A 20,490-nucleotide genomic window follows, 5' to 3' on the forward strand; every position below is an offset into this window, starting at 1 on the left:
CCTTTGTGGCTTAAATAAAAATATAATGCAAGGAACAGTAAAATTCTTTAATGAAACTAAAGGCTTCGGATTTATTACACCAATAGATGGTGGTGCTGAAGTTTTTGTACACGTATCAGGTTTGGTTGACACTATCCGTGAAAACGATAGCGTTACCTACGATGTAGAGCAAGGCCGTAAAGGCCCAAATGCGGTGAATGTAAAAGTAGCTTAAACTATTAATTATATAAAAATCGTACGGCATCTGTTCAGCAATGGGCAGATGCTTTTTTATGCAATAAAAAAGCCTAACGCATGCATTCCGTTAGGCTATGATTATCTTTCGACCCGAAGTACGCTTAAGATGGGTTTACCATCTGCACTAAAGCATCTATAAACTTAGGGGCATCATTCAAACTCTCAACCAGTTGCACATGCTCACCGCCAAGCGCTCTAAACTCGTCACCGTATTCGGTAGTTACTTCATATACGGTTTCAAGGCAGTCGGCTACAAAGGCGGGGCAAAATACCAGGAGACGTTTTTTACCTTCGCCGGCCAGCTTAGCTACGATTTCGCTGGTGTAAGGCTGCACCCATGGGTCGTTGCCCAGGCGTGATTGAAAGCAGATGGTATATTTCTCTTTCGGAATGCCCATTTTTTCAGCTATCAGTTTCGCTGTATGGTGCGATTGTGCTGAATAACAAAAGCGGTTGGCATCAGTAAGTGTTTCACAGCAGCCGGCCGATTTAAGGCAGTGGTTATGCGTATGGTCGGCTTTAATCAGCTGCCTTTGCGGCAGTCCGTGAAAGCTAAATAAAACGTGATCGTAGGTATCCGGGTTGTATTTTTGAGCGTTATCAGCAAAAGTTTCAATCATCAGCTCGTTATCATGAAACGAGTTGATGAAGCTGATATTTGGCGATGTTGGCCATTTACCAACAATGTCCATCACTTTTTCATAAACAGACCCGGTACTGGCCGAAGCATATTGCGGAAACAAAGGGATCACCTGGATACATTCAACAAGGGCTGCTTTCAGTTTCTCTAATGCCGATTCGATAGAAGGGTTTTGGTAACGCATAGCCAACTCAACCATATAGTCATCGCCAAGGCGCTGTTGCAAAGCCTGCTGTTGTAAAACGCTGTAATGTAACAGTGGTGAGCCTGTTTTGGGGTCCCAGATGGCTTGGTACAATTTGGCCGATTTAGGCGCCCTGAACGGAACAATAAGGCCTTTGACTAAAAGGGTACGTGAAATGGCCCCGATGTCAATAACCCGCGGATCCATCAAAAATTCATTCAAATAACGCTTTACATCTGCTGTGCTGGGGCTATCCGGGGTGCCCAGGTTAACCAGTAAAATTCCTTTTTTAGCCATAACTGTAGGCGCAAAAATAGCAAAAAATGCCCCGTAAGTTATGACGGTAGTCACAATTTACAAATAAATGAGGTGTAAGGTTTATTTATTCCCTGTCACTGTATACTCCCGTTATTATAGGAGACGAAGCAATCCCCAGCTTAGTAGGGAGATTTGCACGATTACCTGTCTGTTTGGGGGGATTGTTTCGTGTTTTTATCATGATGTGATTGTAAGAGGTTGATTATTAAATGTTTTTGGACAGGTTTAATGATATGGGCGTTGCCTGCGGCCCGGGCTTTACGCTGCAAATCCTCGCCTTGCCTGTACGCACTGAGGCCTGCACAAGGCTGTGGGTTTTCCGCTGCAATCCCTAACGCTGCCCTGCGCAACATCCCTAAAATATATTTTATACGTCATTACGATTTTTTCCGAGCTTAATAGTGGATACAATGACGAGCAGCGGGTTATGGATTAGTTAATCTCTGCTTTTCGGCAACGGAGCCTTCCACAATTTCCACCACGGTACACCCGGCGATTCATGGTGCTCATAATGATAGCCGAAAAAATAGCAGCTAAAAAATGCAGCCAAATGATTACGGCGCTGGCTCCGGGCAAAGTGCCGGTTATCGTGTTCGCCTTTATGCGGTTGGTACGTACCAAAGTAAAATAACTGTAATGTGCTCAGTAATGATGGTACAACCCAAAACATGATCAGGTTTGGCTGTGGGATCCAGATCTTCAGCATATTGAATACAACAGCCATCACCACAATTTGCCATATGGACAGGTAATTGCGGATAAATTGTACATACCATGCAAAAAAGCTGCCCTGATGATAATCCGGATCTTCATGGGTATGTACGTGGCTATGGTGCCTGTGGTGTTTGGTGTACAATTGCGGGTACCAGAACGAGGCATATAGGAAAGTGCTGAGGTAACCCACAAAGTTATTTAAGCCCTTATTGGGCGAAACTGTACCATGCATAGCATCATGTGCAGTGATGAACAGTCCGGTATAAAGGTGCATTTGCACCAGCATCAGTACACAAACAAGAGGATTGCTGAAGCTGAAATGCCACTGCATCAGTAATGTAATGCTTATTGCCCAGCAGCCAATTACCAGCGCGGCCACAAATAAACCAATATTTGATGGACTTTTTTGCATGTTACCTATTATAGCAAAAAGCGTGCTGTTAAAAGCTTTCTATAGCGGCTTTTACTTTCTGCATCAGCCACATTGGGGTTGATGTTGCTCCGGCAATACCAATGGTATCATTTGGCGCAAACATGTTTTTATCCAGCTCGTCGGTTGAGGATATGAAGTAAGTATTGGGATTGTGCTTGCGGCATACTTCATACAACACCTTACCGTTTGATGATTTTTTGCCCGATACAAAAACAATCTTATCAAAGCGCGTTGCAAATTTGGGCAGGTCTTTATCCCGGTTACTTACCTGGCGGCAAATAGTATCATTAGCCTTAAGGGCGTAGCCGCGTGAAATAAGCTCGTCTTTCACCGAGTAGAATTTATCCATACTCTTGGTGGTTTGGCTATACAGCGTAATGTTGTGCGGCAGTTCTACATTGTCAAGCTCGGCAATATCCTGGAAAACTATCGCTTCATTATTGGTTTGTCCCTGCAGGCCAACCACTTCTGCATGACCGTGCTTGCCAAAAATCAGGATCTTCTCGTTCGAGTCGTATGAGGTTTTGATGCGGTTTTGCAGTTTAAGCACTACCGGGCATGAGGCATCAATAAGGGTGATGTTATTCTCTAAAGCCGTACGGTAGGTGTCGGGAGCTTCACCATGGGCACGGATGAGCACCTTTTCATTATGGAGATCTTTAAGCTGGCCGTGCTCAATGATGCGCAGGCCTTTTGCTTTCAGACGTTCAACTTCCTCGTCATTATGCACAATATCGCCAAGGCAGTACAGGTAGCCATCCTCTTCTAAAATCTCTTCAGCCATATCAATGGCATAAACCACCCCAAAGCAAAAGCCCGAATCCTGATCAATAGTAACCTTTAACTGATAATCTCCCATGGTGCTGCAAATTTACGGCAAAAATAACCGTTGATTGTAATGATTGCGTTGATTTTGATGATCTTTGGTAGTCAACTTTATTTGTTGTAGTTATTAAAGGGATTGGATGCCTGGAAACTCCTTACCTATACTGTTGTAATAAGCTCTTACCTTCCGACGCCAGCTACTTCTCGCAGACGGCCAGTTTTTTTGTCCCTCAATAAAATCAATACGGGGGTTGGAATGCCCTGGTCTGGAGTTGCTACCTTTTGAGGGTTGTTCAAATTTTAATAATAGCCCGGGATCATTTATGGGATCAAAATCCCCATCATGGTCAAATATAGTTTTATGTTCAGAGCTATTATATAACTCTCTTCTGCGCTTAAGCAGGTTCATCAATTCATTTAGGGAGACGTGATCGGTAATATAATCAAGGTCATAAATATCTTTGTCATTTGCCCTGCTTGATGCGGTCATTAATTTTAATGGCCCAATATCAATTAGGCTCATAACCTTGACGTTATTAATAATTTCAGGAGTGTTATAAACCTGCATATTCTGCAATATTTCTACTTTAATTGCTGTGTCGTCTCTGCGAATAAAAAAACGTTGAAGCAAAAACTGATCATTTATATCGCATGGATAGTCTATCGCAAAAACGGCTTCTCCGTAAAAAGCTTCAACTTCCTTTCTGATCAACTCATACCCAATTTTGCCTATAATACCGGGAAAGAAAAAATCAATATCATTAGACACCCGGTGGCTAAAACGGATGGCCAGGCTGGTACCGCCACCTAAAACACTTGCCTTTAGCGAAGGGAGTTGTTGAAGTTCACAAATGGTTTTAAATAAATTATCATCAACAGCCTTCATTGGGCAAACCGTAAAAACTGCTTAATATGGTAACGGCGTGCAACCAGCAAGCAAACCTGATTACTCACTTTTTCTTTAGTGGCTTTTAATTCACGTGCAATAACTGCTTTGGGATAAATAGCTTCGAGCCTTAATATATCATCTGCAAAAGTTGATGAGGTAGTTGCCATCAATGCCCTCGGAATGATGAGATCTTGGTCGTGATTGATATCAAGAGATGCGATGTCCACGTCCCAAAATAAATACTTAGGAAATATTTCTTGAATGTGTATATCCTTTTTCATCTTAAACAAAGATACAAAATCAGTTATTGATTAATGACCAGCTTAATACACCAAATTCAAAACAGCAAAAAATACAAATTGTGCAATCAGTAATGCCGGGCCAACAATGCTTTGCCGTTTAAATTTAAACTGCTCAAATATAAAAAGCAGCAATGCACTCAGCACAAACCAGCAACCATAGTTTTTAAACGGAACGCCGGCATCCAGCCAATGCCAGTAATCAAAATGTATGGCAATAGGCTCAATCAGTACATCGAGCAGGGTAAGGACCATAGATCCCGTAAATATCCTTACCCAGGTATTTTGAAGCCTGCTTCGCTGTAGGATAACCCCTGCGGCATAGATCAGCAGGAACCAATTTACCCCGATCATCAGGGGAATTTCAAATAGTTTAATGCCAAGTGTTCGGCCATACTGATAATGCCCGAAGAGCCAACCGGTATGTACGCCGATGTATTCGGCCAGGAAGCCGGTGACGAAGGCGGTTAATGCAAACAGCAGAAACCTGCTGTCAAAATTGTCATAACTATAAATGATAATCCCAAGCATTAATAGTAAATGCCATGGTACCAGGGTTATAAATAATACGGTTAATGAGGGGATAATAAAGCCTGTCAATCCTACCAAATGAAACAGGAAAATAACTATGATACAGATCCTGTTTTTTGCCCGGGCAGAATTATCGGATGCTATGGGTTTCAAATTTTTCGCCCTTTCCACATCGTGGTTTTGGTAAGATACCTTTGGATGGATAAAACAGCCACAATCAGCAGGCTAAACATTTGAGCAGGATGTAAAAGGATGTTATACTCCGCTTTTTGACCGGCCGAAAGGGAGATCATGATCCGCGTAAGAAAAATAAGGCCTGCGGTAAAAAGTATCAGCGGCATGTTCAGGGTTGTCAGGATAATCAGCGGACCGGCAATAGTGATGGTAATGTACACCAAAAAACCAATGATGCTGTAGTTAAACGCCGCCAGGAAATTTTTACTGAACCCGTTTATAGCTTCGCCATAGCCCCGGTACATGCGGCAGCTGATCATGCCGTTGGCCAGCAGTGCCTCACCATTATAACGCTCTGCTTTTATGAGGCGCATGATCTCCACGTCTTCCACCACCTTGTTTTTTACCGCTTTGTGCCAGTGGTGTTTATGATAAATGGCAGCATCAAACAACATAAACTGCCCGCTGGCGGCTGCTACTGAGGCGTTTTTTAATATATATACCAGGCGTAAAGGAAGCAGGTTTAGCAATATGAAATGCATAAGAGGCACTACCAGGTTCTCGCCGAGGGTAAGCATGGTTTGATTGCTAAACAGGCTTAATAAACCCAGTTGGTGCAAATGCATACGGTGCACAGCACTGTTGATAAGCCGGTTACTAACTTGTTCGTCGGCATCCAAAAACAGCAGATATTTACCATCGGCCTGTTTAGCCATCTGGTGGCAGGCGTAATTTTTCCCCATCCAGCCATCCGGTAATTTACCGCCCTTTAACACCCTAAAGTGAGGGTGCCCGGCAGCAAATTCAGCACAAACCTGGTAAGTGTCATCGCTTGAATCATCGTCATAAATAATAACCTCGTAGTTGTTATAATCCTGCTGATGGATGGAATTTAACAGGGTTAATATGTTTTCGGCCTCGTTACGTGCAGGGATCAGGATAGAAACTTTATCCGAATAATACCGCCCTATATGGGGCAGCTTAGGGTTGGAGATATAATTGAATAGCGTTACCGCAAACCTGAGTATGATAAAAAAGAGGGTTATTAATATAGCTATGGTCACTTTTTATGTATCAAATTCGGTTTGCAGTGCTTTGGAGGCTTCATAATGCCTTTGGTAAGCCTGTTGTAATTTACTTATGCTTTTACCGGTGTAATTTTCTGGTTCGCTTTTTAAATAAACGGTTGCCGTTGCCTTTTTATGTTTAAAGTACTGAATAAAAGTTGAAGCAAAAACGAGCTGGAAATTCCCGTTTGCTTTTTCAATGATCCTCATAACCCCTTTTTCAAAGTTTATGCTGGTAACAAAGTTAGCATACAGTTTGCCCTGCGGAAACATCAAAACCAAATTTGCCGGATCGGTGAGCAATCCGGCCGCATAGTCAAGGGACTGAATGATACTTTTTGAATCTTTTTTTACTGAAAAAGCACCCACATATTTCAGGAAGTGCTCGCTACGGGCAGTCTCTTCCAGGATCATGACATGTAACTTTTTCTTTAGCAATTTATCGTTTACGCAGTATAATATCAACCCATCCCAAAAACTAAAGTGGTTGCCTATCAGCAGCACCGATTTGTTTTTATCAATCACAATATCGTTAAACAATAGTTCATGAAACGTTTTGCCAACTATCCATTTAATATAATAATGGACAATACGGTTCATGAAAAAGTTTTCTTTATTGCGGATCATATTTTGAAACGAATGTATTGCATGTCGGCGACAATTTTATCGAATTACACGAAATTTGCTGATGGCTTATCAAATGAAATTAGTGTCAATTTGATATAATTCGGGAAATTAGTGTCAATTAAGTTAGTGTTCCATATTGATCTGGTTCTTCAACGCTTGCTGATGCGCGTTATTAATGTTCTCCTTCAACTGCTCAAAACTAAGTTCGCCGGCAACACCTAAATCAAACAAATGAACATAGGCACGGGGCTTCAGGCTTTCAAAGTAATCGATCAGGGTACAGTGGTAAACCACCTGGCAGGGGCCTTTTATCTGCCGCATCAGTTTATAAACACCGGTTTCAACATGGATATGTGTTTCATGGTTTGAATAGAGCTCGCCCTGCGGAAATATCACGATGAGGTTCTCAGGATCATTTAATATCCCGGCCGAGTAACTGAGCGAGTCGAGTATTGCCCTTGACCCTTTTTGAATAGAGTAAGCACCAATGTACCGAAAATACCTGTGCTGATCGAACTGGTCCTGCTGCATCATGATATAGAATTGCTTTTTAAGATCATAAACAGCTGTCCGGTTAGCAATGAAGCCATCCCACCAGCTAAAATGATTGGTCAAAAGCAATATTGAATGTCCCGGGCGTGGCTCAAAGGGCTGTACATTAACCTCTTTAAAATTACGGCCGATCCACCATTTTACGCAACGGATGAATAGTTTACTCCAAAATTTCTTTTTACGCGAAGGTACCATGTTTATTTAACTAAATACTCGTCAAGTGCCTTTGTAACCAACCAGTGCCCGAGTTCAATTTCGTGCACTTCAGCATTATTGAGCATTCCTAAGAATGGCATTGCCGCCGATTTAGGGAAAAGTTTATCATGCCTGCCAAATATCAGCAAACATTTAATTTTATGCTGATTGATTAGTTGTGCTACTTTCTGTACGTCAGGTTTTAACTGTCTGATCAAATTTAGGGTATAAAAGGTGTCAAGCCGTTTTTGTTCGGTATCAATTTCATTATAAGCTATGCGGTAAAGGCTTTCGTCAATAGCGCCAACGGTTTTCATGCTTTTAACTAAAAAAGGTGCCAGCCATTTGCTTTTTGTAGCCGTACGGAAAATTGCGCGGCCAAGCGTATTATGTAGTATAAAATGAAAGCCTTTAAATACAGCCAGGCCATCAGGGGCCATTAAAATGATATCATCAATCATATCGGCATATTCTTCAACCAATATCAGGGCCAGGTTGGCGCCTATAGAATAACCCATTACCGAAAAGCGCTGCCGGCCGTAAAGCTTAAACCATTCTTCCATGTAGCTGCGTACCATTGTTTTCGGCATCCCGGCCATGATCTGTTGTTCTGTCCAGCCATTCAGCCTGCTTTCGCCGTGAAAAAAATGATCGAAACCATAGATATGATATTGGGGTAGGATAGACTGATCAAGTACATGAAACTGCTTCCCCGTCATGCCATAACCATGAAAGGCCAGCAGCGGTTTTTGACCGGTACCATACTCGTGAAAATGTGCTTTGCCCAGGCCGGGCAGATGTAAAAACCCCATTAAGGCAATATTAAGAATTTATGGCTTTTGTACAGTAAACAACCATGTTTTGTTTTGAATGATGGAATAGTCTTTTTATAAATTGTCATTTCGATGAACGGCGGAGGTGGCGAAGCGGGGCGTGAAGAGAAATCTTCTGCTTCCTGCAAATCCACCATACATGGTTTACTTACCGGGTGTACAAGATTTCTCACCCGTTCCTCATATGATAAATGACATTTTTTTATTTATCGATATACTTCATGATCATGTCCGTAGCCCCTACGTTTTCCTTCACATAATTAAATACCTTTTTACGAGTAATATTATAAAACGCCTCGTCATTAACCAGTGTGTCAACAATATCTTTTAATTCTGTTTCATTGCTGATGCTAAAACCAGCTTTAATGGCTATAAGTTCCTTGGCTTCGTTAAATTTCTGATAATTAGGGCCAAAAATAACCGGCAGACCGAATGCGGCTGCCTCCAGGGTATTATGAATTCCCACGCCAAAGCCGCCACCTATGTAAGCAACGTCGGCATAAGCATAAAGCGATGAAAGCATGCCAATATTATCTATCACCAGCGATTGAAGATTGTTAGATGTAAGCGATTGGTTAATAAAATCTCCCGACTTCAGACCTTCAGCTTCGGTTTTTAGCTGTGAAAACGTGATGGCTTTTCCTTCCGGAAGCAACTCTATCAAGTTATTAATCTTTTCTTCCGGTATTTCATGCGGAGCGAAGATGAATTTCCAGTCGGGATATTGGATTACCAGTTTAGCCAGGAGGGCTTCATCTTGCGGCCAGGTGCTACCCGCGATAAACACTTTGTGCCCGTTTTTAAATTCTTCAATCAGGGGCAATTGTTTAGGATTTTGTGCATTTGCCCAAACGCGGTCAAAACGGGTATCACCACTCACCGATGTATTGGTAATGCCTATGTTTTCCAATAGCTGCTTAGAGCTGTTATCCTGTAAAAAAAAGTGGCTTACCAGGCTTAATATTTTGCGGTTAAAACCGCCATACCATTTAAAAAACACCTGTTCGGGCCTGAAGATGCCTGATACGATATACAAGGGGATGTTACGCTTGTTTGTTTCATTAAAAAAATGGAACCAGTACTCGTATTTAGTAAAAATGACAATTTCGGGGTTAATGGCATCAATAAACCTGCGAGCGTTTCGGGCAGTATCCAAAGGCAGGTAGTAAACATGGTCGGCAAGCGGTGTGTTTTTCCTGATCTCATATCCCGAAGGAGAAAAAAAGGTGATTACTATTTTCTTTTCGGGGTGTAAATTTCTCATAGCTTCCAGTATCGGCCTGCCTTGCTCAAATTCGCCAAGTGAAGCAAAATGAAACCAAACGCTGCTATCCATACGTACAAAAACAATGTTTTTACGTCCTGCAATCCAAAGTTTTGCCTTATTGTTAAATAGCGAGGCAAAACGGATAAAAAGGGAATATAATTTGATACCTATATTATATAATAACATCAATTTTAACGCTGAATGATTATCTTAGCCGGGCATAAAAGTAATAACAATAATTACAATATTAGTTTTATGGCCCGCCCGGTGCTATAATATGCTGGTTATATGGTTGATCATACGAATATTGCTAACCTTAATTTAAAACACATTTAACACTATGAAAATTGCAGTAATTGGCACAGGTTATGTAGGCCTGGTAACGGGAACTTGTTTAGCCGAAACGGGAAATGAAGTAACCTGTGTAGATATCGTGGAAGAAAAAGTAAACAAGATGCGGAATGGCGAGATGCCGATCTATGAACCGGGGCTTGATATTTTATTTCTGCGTAACATTAAACAGGAAAGACTAACCTTTACCACCAACCTTGCCGAAGCAATAGCCCCGGCCAAAGTGATCTTTTTGGCCTTACCTACGCCTCCGGGAGCTGATGGGGCGGCCGATTTGAGCTATGTGCTGGGCGCGGCCAAAGATATAGCCAAACTGATTACCGAATATAAAGTGATCGTAACCAAATCAACAGTACCGGTAGGTACGGCAGATAAGGTAACCGCAGTGATGAAAGCCAATACCGATGTTCCGTTTGCGGTGGTATCCAACCCCGAATTTTTACGCGAAGGCGTAGCCGTAGAAGACTTCATGAAACCGGACAGGGTAGTGATCGGTACAACGGATGAAAAAGCCCGCCAGGTAATGGGCGATTTATATGCACCCTATGTGCGCCAGGGCAACCCTATATTATACATGGACGAACGCTCATCCGAGCTAACCAAATATGCAGCCAACTCATTTTTGGCCACCAAAATCACGTTCATGAACGAGATTGCCAACATGTGCGAACTGGTAGGGGCGGATGTTGATATGGTACGCAAGGGGGTGGGGGCAGATGGCCGCATTGGTAAACGCTTCCTCTTTCCGGGTGTGGGTTATGGGGGCAGCTGTTTTCCTAAAGATGTGCAGGCCCTGTCCAAAGCAGCCGAAGAAAATAAATACGACTTCAAGATCCTCAACTCGGTGATGGAAGTGAACGAAACTCAGAAGAAACGGCTGGTAGTTAAAATGCGTGAATATTATGGCGAAGGCGGACTGAAAGGAAAACATTTTGCCCTGTGGGGACTGGCTTTTAAACCGGAGACCGACGATATCCGCGAAGCACCGGCACTGTACATTATCGATGAGTTATTAGCAGCCGGGGCAACAGTAACTGCCTACGACCCGGAAGGCATGCCAAACGTTAAAAAACTACTTGGCGATAAGATAAGCTATGCCACCAACCGGTACAATGCCCTTGAAGATGCAGATGCCCTGCTGATTGTGACCGAATGGCCGGTTTTCCGCACGCCGGATTTTGACTTTATGAAGGAAAAGCTGAAGTCGCCGGTTATTTTTGACGGACGTAACCTGTATGACCTGGACAGGATGAAAGATTATGGATTTTATTATAACAGTATAGGCCGTAAAATAGTAGCAATATGACAGCAAGAAAAAGAATCCTGATTACAGGAGCGGCCGGTTTTTTAGGCTCGCACTTGTGCGACAGGTTTATTAAGGAAGATTATCATGTGATCGGGATGGATAACCTGATCACCGGCGATTTAAGGAATATCGAACATTTGTTCAAACTGGAGAACTTTGAGTTTTATAATCATGACGTATCCAAGTTTGTTTATGTACCGGGTGAACTGCACTATATCCTGCATTTTGCCTCACCGGCCAGCCCGATAGATTACCTGAAAATTCCGATCCAGACATTGAAAGTAGGCTCATTGGGAACCCATAACCTGCTGGGACTGGCCCGGAACAAGAAAGCACGGATGCTGATCGCCTCTACCTCGGAAGTATACGGCGATCCGAACATCAACCCGCAGCCAGAGGAATACTGGGGTAATGTAAACCCGGTAGGCCCGAGAGGGGTGTATGATGAAGCCAAAAGGTTCCAGGAAGCTATTACCATGGCTTACCATACCTTCCACGGGTTGGAAACCAGGATCGTTAGGATTTTCAATACTTATGGCCCAAGGATGCGACTGAACGACGGAAGGGTATTACCGGCTTTTATCGGGCAGGCACTGCGGGGCGAACCGCTGACGATGTTTGGCGACGGCTCACAAACGCGGTCGTTTTGTTATGTAGATGACCTGATAGAAGGGATCTACAGATTACTGCACAGCGATTACGCCCAGCCGGTGAACATCGGCAACCCGGATGAAATCACGATAAAACAATTTGGCGAGGAGATCATTAAGCTGACGGGCACCAACCAGGAGCTGATCAGCCTGCCTTTGCCAACGGACGATCCGAAGCAACGCCGCCCGGATATTACCAAGGCCAAAGCTATATTAGGCTGGGAGCCAAAAGTATCCAGAAGTGAAGGTTTGAAGATCACCTTAGAATACTTCAAGTCGTTGCCCGAACATGAAATAAACCATAAAGACTTTACTTATTACAATAAGTAAGGGTAACGAGGCCGGAAATTAATTTTTTTGGCCTTTTTTATAATATAAAAGCGGATGAATTGTCACAATCTGCTTACTTTGCCAAACATTCAAACATACTCTCTATTTAAACCATGAAAATATTAGTAACAGGCGGTTTGGGTTTTATTGGTTCGCACACCGTTGTTGAGCTGGTTAACGCGGGGTATGACCCCATTATCGTTGACGACCTGTCGAACTCGGACCCTAAAATATTAGATCAGCTTACAAAGATCTTAGGCTTTACCCCGGTATTTCATAAGCTTGATCTTTGCGATGAAGCCGCCGTTAGGTCACTTGCACTTGCCGAACCCGAAATTGGTGGGATCATCCACTTCGCAGCTTTTAAAGCAGTAGGCGAATCGGTAAAAAAACCAATGAAATATTACCGGAATAATTTTTATTCACTTATTAATCTGCTCGAAGCTTATTACGGTAAGGCTATCAACTTTGTATTTTCATCAAGCTGTACAGTTTACGGGCAGCCCGAAAAACTACCCGTTACAGAGAATGCACCGGTACAACCTGCACAATCGCCATATGGTAATACCAAGCAAATAGCCGAAGAAATTTTGGTTGATATGGTAAATTCAGGTACTAATTATAAAGTAATATCGTTACGCTACTTTAACCCGGTAGGGGCCCATGAGTCTGCTTTGATTGGGGAGTTGCCAATAGGTGTGCCACAAAACCTGGTGCCTTTTATTACACAAACTGCCATAGGCAAACGCGAAAAAATAACCGTTTTTGGTAATGATTATAACACGCCTGATGGTAGCTGCATCCGCGATTATATTCACGTAGTTGATTTGGCGAAAGCCCACGTTGCCGCGTTAAGGCTTGCCGAAAAAGGCGAATTTAAAGGCTATGATGTATTTAACCTGGGCACAGGCAACGGCACTTCAGTGTTGGAAGTAATTCATGCTTTTGAAAGCACAACAGGCGAAAAACTGAACTATGAAATTGGCCCGCGCCGTGAAGGTGATGTAGAACAGGTTTGGGGCGATGTTACCAAATCCTCAACCAAACTTGGCTGGACGGCCGAACTGGGTATTGGCGAAATGATGTCATCGGCCTGGGAGTGGGAAAAATATATTGCTCAAAATCCGTTCAATTAATATCAACAGCAGGGAATGAAAAAGATCATTATAACAGGGGGCGCTGGTTTTATTGGTTCGCATGTAGTGCGCAGGTTTGTGAAAAATTATCCTGATTACAGCATTGTTAATTTAGATAAGCTTACTTATGCGGGTAACCTGGCCAATTTAAAGGATATTGAAAATGAACCTAATTATAAGTTCGTAAAGGGAGATATTGTTGATATTGCTTTTATTAATGAACTTTTTGCGGCTGAAAATCCAGATGCGGTGATCCATCTTGCTGCCGAGTCGCACGTAGATCGGTCCATCACTAACCCCCTTGATTTTGTGATGACCAATGTGGTAGGTACGGTAAATTTATTGAATACCGCCCGCGAGCATTGGAAAGGCAAATATGATCAAACCCGTTTTTATCATGTTTCTACCGACGAGGTATACGGTACGCTTGGTGAAGACGGCATGTTTACCGAAGAAACCGCCTATGATCCGCATTCACCATATTCGGCGTCAAAGGCAGGTTCTGATCATTTTGTGCGGGCCTACCAGGATACTTATGGTATGGATACCGTTATATCAAATTGCTCAAACAATTATGGATCATTCCATTTTCCGGAAAAACTCATTCCGCTGGCAATTAATAATATCAAGCAAAGTAAACCTGTACCGGTATATGGTAAGGGCGAGAATATCCGCGACTGGCTTTGGGTTGAAGACCATGCGCGGGCAATTGATGTAATATTTCATAATGCCAAATCGGGCTCAACCTATAATATAGGCGGGCATAACGAATGGAAAAATATTGACCTGATCAAATTGCTTTGCAGTATATTGGACAAAAAATTAGGCAGGGCTGAGGGAGAATCGGCTAAGTTGATCACTTTTGTAACAGACCGGGCCGGGCATGACCTGAGATATGCTATCGATGCAACCAAATTAAAAAATGATTTAGGTTGGGTGCCGGGCATAACTTTTGAGGAGGGTTTGGAAAAAACCGTTGATTGGTACCTGGCCAATGAAGATTGGCTGAATGATGTAACATCAGGACATTACCAGCAATATTACAGCAGTCAGTATAACGATAGATAAAAAATGTTCGGGCTTTTTAAGAGGAAGAAAGAAGTAAGGGAATCAAAACTCAACTATGAGGGAATCATGGTTGATATGCACTCGCATGTGTTACCGGGGATTGACGATGGTGCTAAAACGCCTGAAGACTCGGTAGAATTGATAAAAAAGATGATGGAACTGGGGATAAAAAAAGTTATCGCCACGCCACACATCATGATAGATTTTTATCGAAATACCCCCGAAACCATAGGAAACGCGCTTACTTTATTAAAAGCCGAACTGGTTCAACAGGGAATATATATCCCTGTTGAAGCCGCTGCCGAACATTATTTTGATGAAACGTTTGAAGCACGTATAGAGAATGGCCCGATCATGACTATGGGCGATAATCACGTATTATTTGAATTTTCATTTATAAATCAACCGCCAAATACTTACAGTGTAATTCAAAAGCTTCATGATAAAGGGTATAAACCTATTTTGGCCCATCCTGAGCGCTACCAATATCTTGATTTAGAGAAGTTGAAAAATCTGCACAGTTGGGGTGTTGACTTTCAGCTTAACACCATATCGCTTACAGGGTATTACGGCAAAGAGATAAAGAAGATGGCCGAAGACTTGATTGATAATAGTTTGGTAGATTTTATTTCCAGCGATATGCACCACTTAAGGCACGCCGCAGCATTTGGCGATGCGTTGAGAACAACCTATATTGAAAAACTGCTTGTCGACTATCCGCTTAAAAATAAGATGTTATTTTAGTAAAAGCAGTATTGCAAAAATGATATAGTTAAAAAAAGTCGTTATTGCGGTAAGAAGCAATAACGACTTTTTTTATTTGTTTTTAAAAGCTTATAAAATTTTGAAGCGTAGTCTATTCATACCTCAAAGCTTCCACCGGATCAAGCTTTGCTGCCTTTTTTGCAGGATAATAGCCCGATATCAAACCAATAAACGTACACAACACTACCGCAAAGAATAACCATCCCCATGGCACCACAAACGATCCACTTATTTGCACGGCTATAAGGTTTCCGGCGGCCATGCCCAGTATCATACCGGCCGCGCCACCAATAAGGCAAATTACAATTGCTTCTATCAAAAACTGTTTGCGAATAATTGCCGGGGTTGCCCCTATGGCTTTTCGCACACCAATTTCGCGGGTGCGTTCTGTTACTGATACCAGCATGATGTTCATAAGCCCAATGGCGGCGCCGATGAGCGTGATAATACCTACAGCAAAACCGGCGGCTGTAATACCGGCAAGCTGGCCTGATAGCTCTTTTTGAATGGAATCGCTTCGGCTTATTTCAAAGTTATCCTGGTTAATTACATTAAGCCCCCTTACGTTTCTGAATAAGGAGGTAGCTTCGCCAATGGTAGCGTCAAGGGCGCCGGGACTGGCTACTTTAATAGTTACCGTGAACGATGCATTCTTGGTACTGTCTATCTGTTTAGCTTTCAATACAGGGATCACGCAAAATTTATCGCCACCGAATGAGCTTGAACCTTTTGATGCAAATACACCAACTATTCTGAACCTATCGGTACCAAGGTATATCGATTTATTTATCGGGTCTTCAGTTTTAAACAGTTTCTTTTTAATCTCATCTCCAATAATGACCACGTTCGATCCATGTTCCAGCTCAGAAGCGGAAAAATTACGCCCGAAAGCCAGCTTTTTACCCGCTGTAACGAGGTAATTTTCGTTTGAGCCCGAAATGGATATATTGGGATTTGTTTTTTGATTGCCGTATTTGGCTACTGCAGTGCCAATTACCTCTAAATTAATGGCTACAGCTACCGGTAATTTAAAAGTATTTTTAAAACGCACAGCCTGGTCATAAGTAATGGCCGGATACACTTTACGGTGCCCGCCGTTGCCGAAGTTCAATCCCTCGCCGCGGTTTTGCAGGGTGAATGTGTTGGCGCCAAGATCGGCAAAAGCATCGTTGGTGAACTGCCTGATGCCTTCGATGGCCGTTAAAATACCTACAAGCGCCATGATACCTATCGCTATGATCAGCGCGGTTAACGAGGTGCGCAGCCTGTTGCCGGCTATAGACTGTAATGCAATGGAAATGTTTTCTTTGTAAGAGGTTTTTACCGGCATGGTATAAATATAAAAAACTTGCTGGTATGACTAAGCATTATACCAGTTTGTTACATGCTGATTTAACTTAATTTTTGTGATTGGTGTGGGTTTAGGTCCTGATTTGGTAACGTGCTATTTATGTTATAATTTACCGTTGAATTTAAACCTTAAAATGAAAAATTATTATATCCTGTTTGCTATCACATTGCTTGTTTTTAGTATTTCAAGCGCATATGGTCAAATTGAGATAACACGACCGATAGAACAATATGGCTTCAATGAAAAAACGGTAGTTACCAATGTGAAAGGCCAAAAATACGCTTATGTTAAATGGCGTGAACTGATGGCAACCGGCCATTATATGTTGAAGCCTGTACAGCATGATAGTGATAGCTCAGCTTTTATATTAACCAAACGCGACCCGGTTGCCGATGGCATTTTGCCGGCTAACGCCAATAAGCCGCCCGAAACCAGATTTTTTAAAACGGGCAATACCTTTAGCTTTTTCAATATGAGAGATGTTAACGGTAATGTAATTACCGCTGCGGAACTGAAAGGGAAAATAGTTGTGCTCAATTTTTGGTTTATTGCCTGCCCGCCATGTCGGTATGAAATGCCGGAGTTGAACCGCCTTGTCGACGCTTATCAGGATAATAAGGATGTTGTATTTATTGCAATTTCTTTAGATAAAACTGAGCAGGTGGAGCGATTCCTGAAGGTGTCGCCATTTAAATACCATGTGGTTAGCGATTCGATGCCTTTGTTTTCTTACTACGGGGTTGATGAGTGTCCGGTAAGCCTGGTTATTGACAGGGAGGGGATTATACGGTTTAACAGCCAGGGCTACGGCGATGGAATGGTGCCAGACTGGATCAGGAAAACGATATCTGATATTAAGTAGTGGTTGTAAATATCACCCGCAAACTAAATAGGTACGCTGCTGATAGTTTGCCACATTACCGAAATACAAAACAAAAACCGCTTCATATTTACAATGAAACGGCTTTCCATATTTTAACCGGGTTTATTTAAACCGAGAAAGAAGAACCACAGCCGCAGGTGCTGGCAGCATTAGGGTTGTTGAAAGTAAAACCACGGGCATTTAATCCGTCCTGGTAATCGATTTGCATACCGGCCAGGTATAAACCGTGCGCTTTGTGCATGAAAACTTTTATGCCATCAATGAAGTATTCCTGGTCGCCGTCTTTTTTCATGTCGAAGCCTAAAATATAGTTCATGCCCGAACATCCACCACCCTCAACACCAACACGTAAACCAAATTCGTCGTTTATTTCTTGCTGGTCTTTCAATTTAAAAAGTTCCTTTACTGCGCCCGGTGTAAAAGAAACCGGAGCAGCTTCAACAGCTATACTCATCTTTATTTTTATTTATTCCACACAAATATAACGTAAAATGCAGATTTTTGTTAGTGTCATAATTTTATGACCCCTGTATAACATTTATAAACATGCCCACTCTACCTTTTTTGTTTGATATTTTAAAGTACACTATTTCGGGCTTAGGCGTTGTGTATATCGCTTTTTACCTGTTTAAACCCTATCTTGATAAATCAGAAAGTATCCAGTTATTGGAATTAAAACGCACCATCAGTAATCAAACCCTGCCATTACGCCTACAGGCCTATGAAAGGGTTGTACTTTTTATTGAAAGGGTTAATCCTGCAAGTTTACTTATCCGCCTTAACGGATCGGCCGATACCGCCGCCGAATTGCAGGCTATTATTGTTAACGAGGTGCGCAACGAGTTTCAGCATAACATTACGCAGCAAATTTATGTAAGCGCCCGGGTTTGGAACGTGGTAAAAAGAGTAAAGGACGATACCATTAATATGATCAATAATGCTGTAAAGGCTTTGCCGCCGGATACTTCAGCACTTGAGTTAAGCAAAGTGATCCTGGTACATTTAAGTAAGCTTGAAGATAACCCTTATGATGTGGCGCTTGGGCTCATCAGGCAGGACATGGAAGAATTATACTAATCTTATGGCCAGGGATAAAAAAATTACCACTACATCGGGTATTGAAATTAAGGAGGTTTATACCGAACCTTCAAATATGGGTGAATTGCCCGGTGAGTTCCCTTTTACCCGTGGCATCCAAAAAGATATGTACCGGGGCAAACCCTGGACCATGCGGCAGTATGCAGGTTTTTCAACCGCCGAAGAATCAAACAAACGTTACCATTATTTACTAAGCCAGGGCACAAACGGACTTTCGGTAGCGTTCGATCTTCCCACACAAATAGGTTACGACTCCGATCATGCCCTTGCCGAAGGTGAGGTGGGTAAGGTAGGAGTAGCCATTGATTCGTTAAAGGATATGGAGGTTTTATTTGAGGGTATTGAACTTAAGAATATCACTACCTCCATGACTATTAATGCCACGGCCCCGATCCTGCTGGCTATGTACATTGCCCTGGCCAAAAAGCAGGGGGCCGATCTCAAGCAGATTTCCGGCACCATACAGAATGATATATTAAAGGAATATGTCGCGCGCGGTACCTATATATATCCGCCTGCACCCTCCATGCGGCTTATTACCGACGTGTTTGAATACTGCAGCAAAGAGGTGCCCAAATGGAACACCATTTCCATATCAGGTTATCATATTCGCGAAGCAGGCTCAACCGCTGTACAGGAACTGGCATTTACATTAGCCAATGGTAAAGCTTATTTAAAGGCCGCGCTGGATAAGGGACTTGATATTAATGTGTTTGCCAAACGTCTTTCTTTCTTTTTTAACTGCCACAGTAATTTTTTTGAGGAGATTGCCAAGTTCCGGGCCGCCAGGCGTATGTGGGCACACATTACCAAACAATTGGGAGCTACCGATGCCGGCGCCCAAAAGCTTCGCTTCCATACGCAAACGGGGGGCTCTACTTTAACAGCACAACAACCACTTAATAATATTATAAGGGTAAGCAACCAGGCCATGGCTGCCGTGCTGGGGGGTACACAATCATTGCATACCAACGGGTATGATGAAGCCTTGTCGTTGCCAACAGAAGCTGCAGCCAAAATAGCCTTGCGCACCCAGCAGATCATCGCGTTTGAAAGCGGTGTTACTGATACGGTTGACCCGCTGGCCGGTTCATACTTTATAGAAGCATTGACAGATGAGATAGAAGCCGCTGCTCAATTATATATGGATAAGATAGACGCCATGGGCGGCGCGGTAAAAGCCATAGAGCAGGATTATATCCAGCAGGAAATAGCGGCCTCTGCTTACCAGTATCAACAGGAGATTGAAACCGGCGAAAAAGTTATAGTAGGTGTTAACCGGTTTACCCAGCAGGAGGAAGCTCCCGTTAATGTTTTTAGGGTGGATGATGCTATCAGAAAAATGCAGTCGGAAAAAATTGCCGAACTAAAAAGAGAGCGCAATAGTGAGGATGTTGAGAAAAGTTTACACCTTTTGGGAATAGCAGCAGCCGGTACTGAAAACTTAATTCCTTTTATCGTAACTTCGGTAGAAAGCTATGCTACCCTTGGAGAGATCGCTGATGTATTGCGCGGTGTTTTTGGAGAGTATTAGCGTCGTGGTGTGGCTTCCGTGCATGTGTTATAGCGTACCACAAATCAAACAGACCTGGTTTTTATTTTTTATAAGGCACTAAACCAGTGCGTTATTTTTTTGTTTGCAGTAACCACCAAAAAAGCGCAAACATTACCCATGTTTTGGCGTATAACTAAGGGTTGTAATTGACAGTTTTGTTATTCTTTTTTTTGAAATTTCAAAAAAAGAAAAAAACAATTGAGAAATATTCG

22 protein-coding genes are annotated in these 20,490 nt (G+C 42.6%); 9 read left to right on the forward strand and 13 right to left on the reverse strand.

The annotated features are described in order from the left end of the window. Positions 1-22 precede the first annotated feature (22 nt). Complete coding sequence (locus MusilaSJ_RS20420) at positions 23-214, forward strand: cold-shock protein (RefSeq protein WP_274990473.1); 192 nt, start codon at positions 23-25, stop codon at positions 212-214. 124 nt (positions 215-338) lie between these two features. Here the strand turns inward: MusilaSJ_RS20420 and hemH are convergent, their stop codons facing one another. The 11 genes from hemH to MusilaSJ_RS20475 all read right to left on the reverse strand — a co-directional run bounded on the left by hemH (position 339) and on the right by MusilaSJ_RS20475 (position 9,971). Beyond that, a complete protein-coding gene (gene hemH, locus MusilaSJ_RS20425) occupies positions 339-1,358 on the reverse strand; it encodes a ferrochelatase (RefSeq protein ID WP_274986675.1) in 1,020 nt (339 codons plus the stop codon). 457 nt (positions 1,359-1,815) lie between these two features. Beyond that, positions 1,816-2,505 carry a fatty acid desaturase gene (locus tag MusilaSJ_RS20430; protein WP_274986676.1) on the reverse strand — a complete coding sequence of 230 codons (690 nt, stop codon included), beginning with the start codon at positions 2,503-2,505 and terminating at the stop codon, positions 1,816-1,818. Between the two features lie 28 nt (positions 2,506-2,533). Beyond that, complete coding sequence (locus MusilaSJ_RS20435; protein ID WP_274986677.1) at positions 2,534-3,385, reverse strand: 4-hydroxy-3-methylbut-2-enyl diphosphate reductase; 852 nt, start codon at positions 3,383-3,385, stop codon at positions 2,534-2,536. 93 nt (positions 3,386-3,478) lie between these two features. Continuing rightward, positions 3,479-4,237, reverse strand: a complete 759-nt coding sequence (locus MusilaSJ_RS20440; protein WP_274986678.1) for a nucleotidyl transferase AbiEii/AbiGii toxin family protein — start codon at positions 4,235-4,237, stop codon at positions 3,479-3,481. Continuing rightward, positions 4,234-4,521, reverse strand: coding sequence for a DUF6922 domain-containing protein (locus MusilaSJ_RS20445; RefSeq protein WP_274986679.1), 288 nt, complete (start codon positions 4,519-4,521; stop codon positions 4,234-4,236). Before MusilaSJ_RS20445 ends, MusilaSJ_RS20440 begins: the two co-directional genes overlap by 4 nt. 42 nt (positions 4,522-4,563) lie before the next feature. After that, entirely contained in the window at positions 4,564-5,223 is a 660-nt protein-coding gene (locus tag MusilaSJ_RS20450) for a carotenoid biosynthesis protein (RefSeq protein WP_274986680.1), read from the reverse strand. Next, a complete protein-coding gene (locus MusilaSJ_RS20455) occupies positions 5,220-6,308 on the reverse strand; it encodes a glycosyltransferase family 2 protein (protein WP_274986681.1) in 1,089 nt (362 codons plus the stop codon). The genes MusilaSJ_RS20450 and MusilaSJ_RS20455 overlap by 4 nt, the downstream gene beginning before the upstream one ends. A 3-nt stretch (positions 6,309-6,311) precedes the next feature. Continuing rightward, on the reverse strand, positions 6,312-6,938 hold the full coding sequence (locus tag MusilaSJ_RS20460; protein WP_274986682.1) for a 1-acyl-sn-glycerol-3-phosphate acyltransferase: 627 nt from the start codon (positions 6,936-6,938) through the stop codon (positions 6,312-6,314). 123 nt (positions 6,939-7,061) lie between these two features. Then, positions 7,062-7,685, reverse strand: coding sequence for a lysophospholipid acyltransferase family protein (locus MusilaSJ_RS20465; protein ID WP_274986683.1), 624 nt, complete (start codon positions 7,683-7,685; stop codon positions 7,062-7,064). Positions 7,686-7,687: 2 nt separating this feature from the next. Beyond that, on the reverse strand, positions 7,688-8,497 hold the full coding sequence (locus tag MusilaSJ_RS20470) for an alpha/beta fold hydrolase (RefSeq protein WP_274986684.1): 810 nt from the start codon (positions 8,495-8,497) through the stop codon (positions 7,688-7,690). 223 nt (positions 8,498-8,720) lie between these two features. Further along, positions 8,721-9,971 carry a 3-deoxy-D-manno-octulosonic acid transferase gene (locus tag MusilaSJ_RS20475; protein WP_342457015.1) on the reverse strand — a complete coding sequence of 417 codons (1,251 nt, stop codon included), beginning with the start codon at positions 9,969-9,971 and terminating at the stop codon, positions 8,721-8,723. Between the two features lie 154 nt (positions 9,972-10,125). Between MusilaSJ_RS20475 and MusilaSJ_RS20480 the strand changes: the two genes are divergently transcribed. The 5 genes from MusilaSJ_RS20480 (at position 10,126) to MusilaSJ_RS20500 (ending at position 15,370) form a co-directional block, all read left to right on the forward strand. Beyond that, complete coding sequence (locus MusilaSJ_RS20480; RefSeq protein ID WP_274986686.1) at positions 10,126-11,442, forward strand: UDP-glucose dehydrogenase family protein; 1,317 nt, start codon at positions 10,126-10,128, stop codon at positions 11,440-11,442. Then, entirely contained in the window at positions 11,439-12,422 is a 984-nt protein-coding gene (locus tag MusilaSJ_RS20485) for a UDP-glucuronic acid decarboxylase family protein (RefSeq protein ID WP_090528849.1), read from the forward strand. The genes MusilaSJ_RS20480 and MusilaSJ_RS20485 overlap by 4 nt, the downstream gene beginning before the upstream one ends. Before the next feature lie 113 nt (positions 12,423-12,535). Beyond that, positions 12,536-13,558, forward strand: coding sequence for a UDP-glucose 4-epimerase GalE (gene galE, locus MusilaSJ_RS20490; RefSeq protein ID WP_274986687.1), 1,023 nt, complete (start codon positions 12,536-12,538; stop codon positions 13,556-13,558). Positions 13,559-13,573: 15 nt separating this feature from the next. Continuing rightward, positions 13,574-14,626, forward strand: a complete 1,053-nt coding sequence (gene rfbB / locus MusilaSJ_RS20495; RefSeq protein ID WP_274986688.1) for a dTDP-glucose 4,6-dehydratase — start codon at positions 13,574-13,576, stop codon at positions 14,624-14,626. Between the two features lie 3 nt (positions 14,627-14,629). Then, entirely contained in the window at positions 14,630-15,370 is a 741-nt protein-coding gene (locus MusilaSJ_RS20500; protein WP_274986689.1) for a tyrosine-protein phosphatase, read from the forward strand. A gap of 112 nt (positions 15,371-15,482) precedes the next feature. Here the strand turns inward: MusilaSJ_RS20500 and MusilaSJ_RS20505 are convergent, their stop codons facing one another. After that, positions 15,483-16,721, reverse strand: a complete 1,239-nt coding sequence (locus tag MusilaSJ_RS20505; protein ID WP_090528841.1) for an ABC transporter permease — start codon at positions 16,719-16,721, stop codon at positions 15,483-15,485. A gap of 154 nt (positions 16,722-16,875) precedes the next feature. Here MusilaSJ_RS20505 and MusilaSJ_RS20510 point away from each other — a divergent pair, with 154 nt between their 5' ends. Further along, entirely contained in the window at positions 16,876-17,604 is a 729-nt protein-coding gene (locus MusilaSJ_RS20510; RefSeq protein WP_274986690.1) for a TlpA family protein disulfide reductase, read from the forward strand. A gap of 127 nt (positions 17,605-17,731) precedes the next feature. Here the strand turns inward: MusilaSJ_RS20510 and MusilaSJ_RS20515 are convergent, their stop codons facing one another. After that, complete coding sequence (locus tag MusilaSJ_RS20515; protein ID WP_274986691.1) at positions 17,732-18,079, reverse strand: HesB/IscA family protein; 348 nt, start codon at positions 18,077-18,079, stop codon at positions 17,732-17,734. 92 nt (positions 18,080-18,171) lie between these two features. Between MusilaSJ_RS20515 and MusilaSJ_RS20520 the strand changes: the two genes are divergently transcribed. Together MusilaSJ_RS20520 and MusilaSJ_RS20525 are read left to right on the forward strand one after the other, a co-directional pair. Beyond that, positions 18,172-18,702 carry a DUF7935 family protein gene (locus MusilaSJ_RS20520; protein ID WP_090528832.1) on the forward strand — a complete coding sequence of 177 codons (531 nt, stop codon included), beginning with the start codon at positions 18,172-18,174 and terminating at the stop codon, positions 18,700-18,702. Then, positions 18,653-20,257, forward strand: a complete 1,605-nt coding sequence (locus MusilaSJ_RS20525) for an acyl-CoA mutase large subunit family protein (RefSeq protein ID WP_274986692.1) — start codon at positions 18,653-18,655, stop codon at positions 20,255-20,257. Before MusilaSJ_RS20520 ends, MusilaSJ_RS20525 begins: the two co-directional genes overlap by 50 nt. Positions 20,258-20,490: the final 233 nt, after the last annotated feature.

The organism is Mucilaginibacter sp. SJ, from assembly GCF_028993635.1.
In the GTDB taxonomy this organism is placed as follows: Bacteria; Bacteroidota; Bacteroidia; order Sphingobacteriales; family Sphingobacteriaceae; genus Mucilaginibacter.

What these genes read in the sequence shown, in the direction of transcription:
- hemH (WP_274986675.1), bottom strand. Translation starts at nt 1,358, where the DNA reads ATGGCTAAAAAAGGAATTTTACTGGTTAACCTGGGCACCCCGGATAGC.
- MusilaSJ_RS20430 (WP_274986676.1), bottom strand. Translation starts at nt 2,505, where the DNA reads ATGCAAAAAAGTCCATCAAATATTGGTTTATTTGTGGCCGCGCTGGTA.
- MusilaSJ_RS20435 (WP_274986677.1), bottom strand. Translation starts at nt 3,385, where the DNA reads ATGGGAGATTATCAGTTAAAGGTTACTATTGATCAGGATTCGGGCTTT.
- MusilaSJ_RS20440 (WP_274986678.1), bottom strand. Translation starts at nt 4,237, where the DNA reads ATGAAGGCTGTTGATGATAATTTATTTAAAACCATTTGTGAACTTCAA.
- MusilaSJ_RS20445 (WP_274986679.1), bottom strand. Translation starts at nt 4,521, where the DNA reads ATGAAAAAGGATATACACATTCAAGAAATATTTCCTAAGTATTTATTT.
- MusilaSJ_RS20460 (WP_274986682.1), bottom strand. Translation starts at nt 6,938, where the DNA reads ATGATCCGCAATAAAGAAAACTTTTTCATGAACCGTATTGTCCATTAT.
- MusilaSJ_RS20465 (WP_274986683.1), bottom strand. Translation starts at nt 7,685, where the DNA reads ATGGTACCTTCGCGTAAAAAGAAATTTTGGAGTAAACTATTCATCCGT.
- MusilaSJ_RS20470 (WP_274986684.1), bottom strand. Translation starts at nt 8,497, where the DNA reads ATGGGGTTTTTACATCTGCCCGGCCTGGGCAAAGCACATTTTCACGAG.
- MusilaSJ_RS20475 (WP_342457015.1), bottom strand. Translation starts at nt 9,971, where the DNA reads ATGTTATTATATAATATAGGTATCAAATTATATTCCCTTTTTATCCGT.
- MusilaSJ_RS20480 (WP_274986686.1), top strand. Translation starts at nt 10,126, where the DNA reads ATGAAAATTGCAGTAATTGGCACAGGTTATGTAGGCCTGGTAACGGGA.
- MusilaSJ_RS20485 (WP_090528849.1), top strand. Translation starts at nt 11,439, where the DNA reads ATGACAGCAAGAAAAAGAATCCTGATTACAGGAGCGGCCGGTTTTTTA.
- galE (WP_274986687.1), top strand. Translation starts at nt 12,536, where the DNA reads ATGAAAATATTAGTAACAGGCGGTTTGGGTTTTATTGGTTCGCACACC.
- rfbB (WP_274986688.1), top strand. Translation starts at nt 13,574, where the DNA reads ATGAAAAAGATCATTATAACAGGGGGCGCTGGTTTTATTGGTTCGCAT.
- MusilaSJ_RS20500 (WP_274986689.1), top strand. Translation starts at nt 14,630, where the DNA reads ATGTTCGGGCTTTTTAAGAGGAAGAAAGAAGTAAGGGAATCAAAACTC.
- MusilaSJ_RS20505 (WP_090528841.1), bottom strand. Translation starts at nt 16,721, where the DNA reads ATGCCGGTAAAAACCTCTTACAAAGAAAACATTTCCATTGCATTACAG.
- MusilaSJ_RS20510 (WP_274986690.1), top strand. Translation starts at nt 16,876, where the DNA reads ATGAAAAATTATTATATCCTGTTTGCTATCACATTGCTTGTTTTTAGT.
- MusilaSJ_RS20515 (WP_274986691.1), bottom strand. Translation starts at nt 18,079, where the DNA reads ATGAGTATAGCTGTTGAAGCTGCTCCGGTTTCTTTTACACCGGGCGCA.
- MusilaSJ_RS20520 (WP_090528832.1), top strand. Translation starts at nt 18,172, where the DNA reads ATGCCCACTCTACCTTTTTTGTTTGATATTTTAAAGTACACTATTTCG.
- MusilaSJ_RS20525 (WP_274986692.1), top strand. Translation starts at nt 18,653, where the DNA reads ATGATGTGGCGCTTGGGCTCATCAGGCAGGACATGGAAGAATTATACT.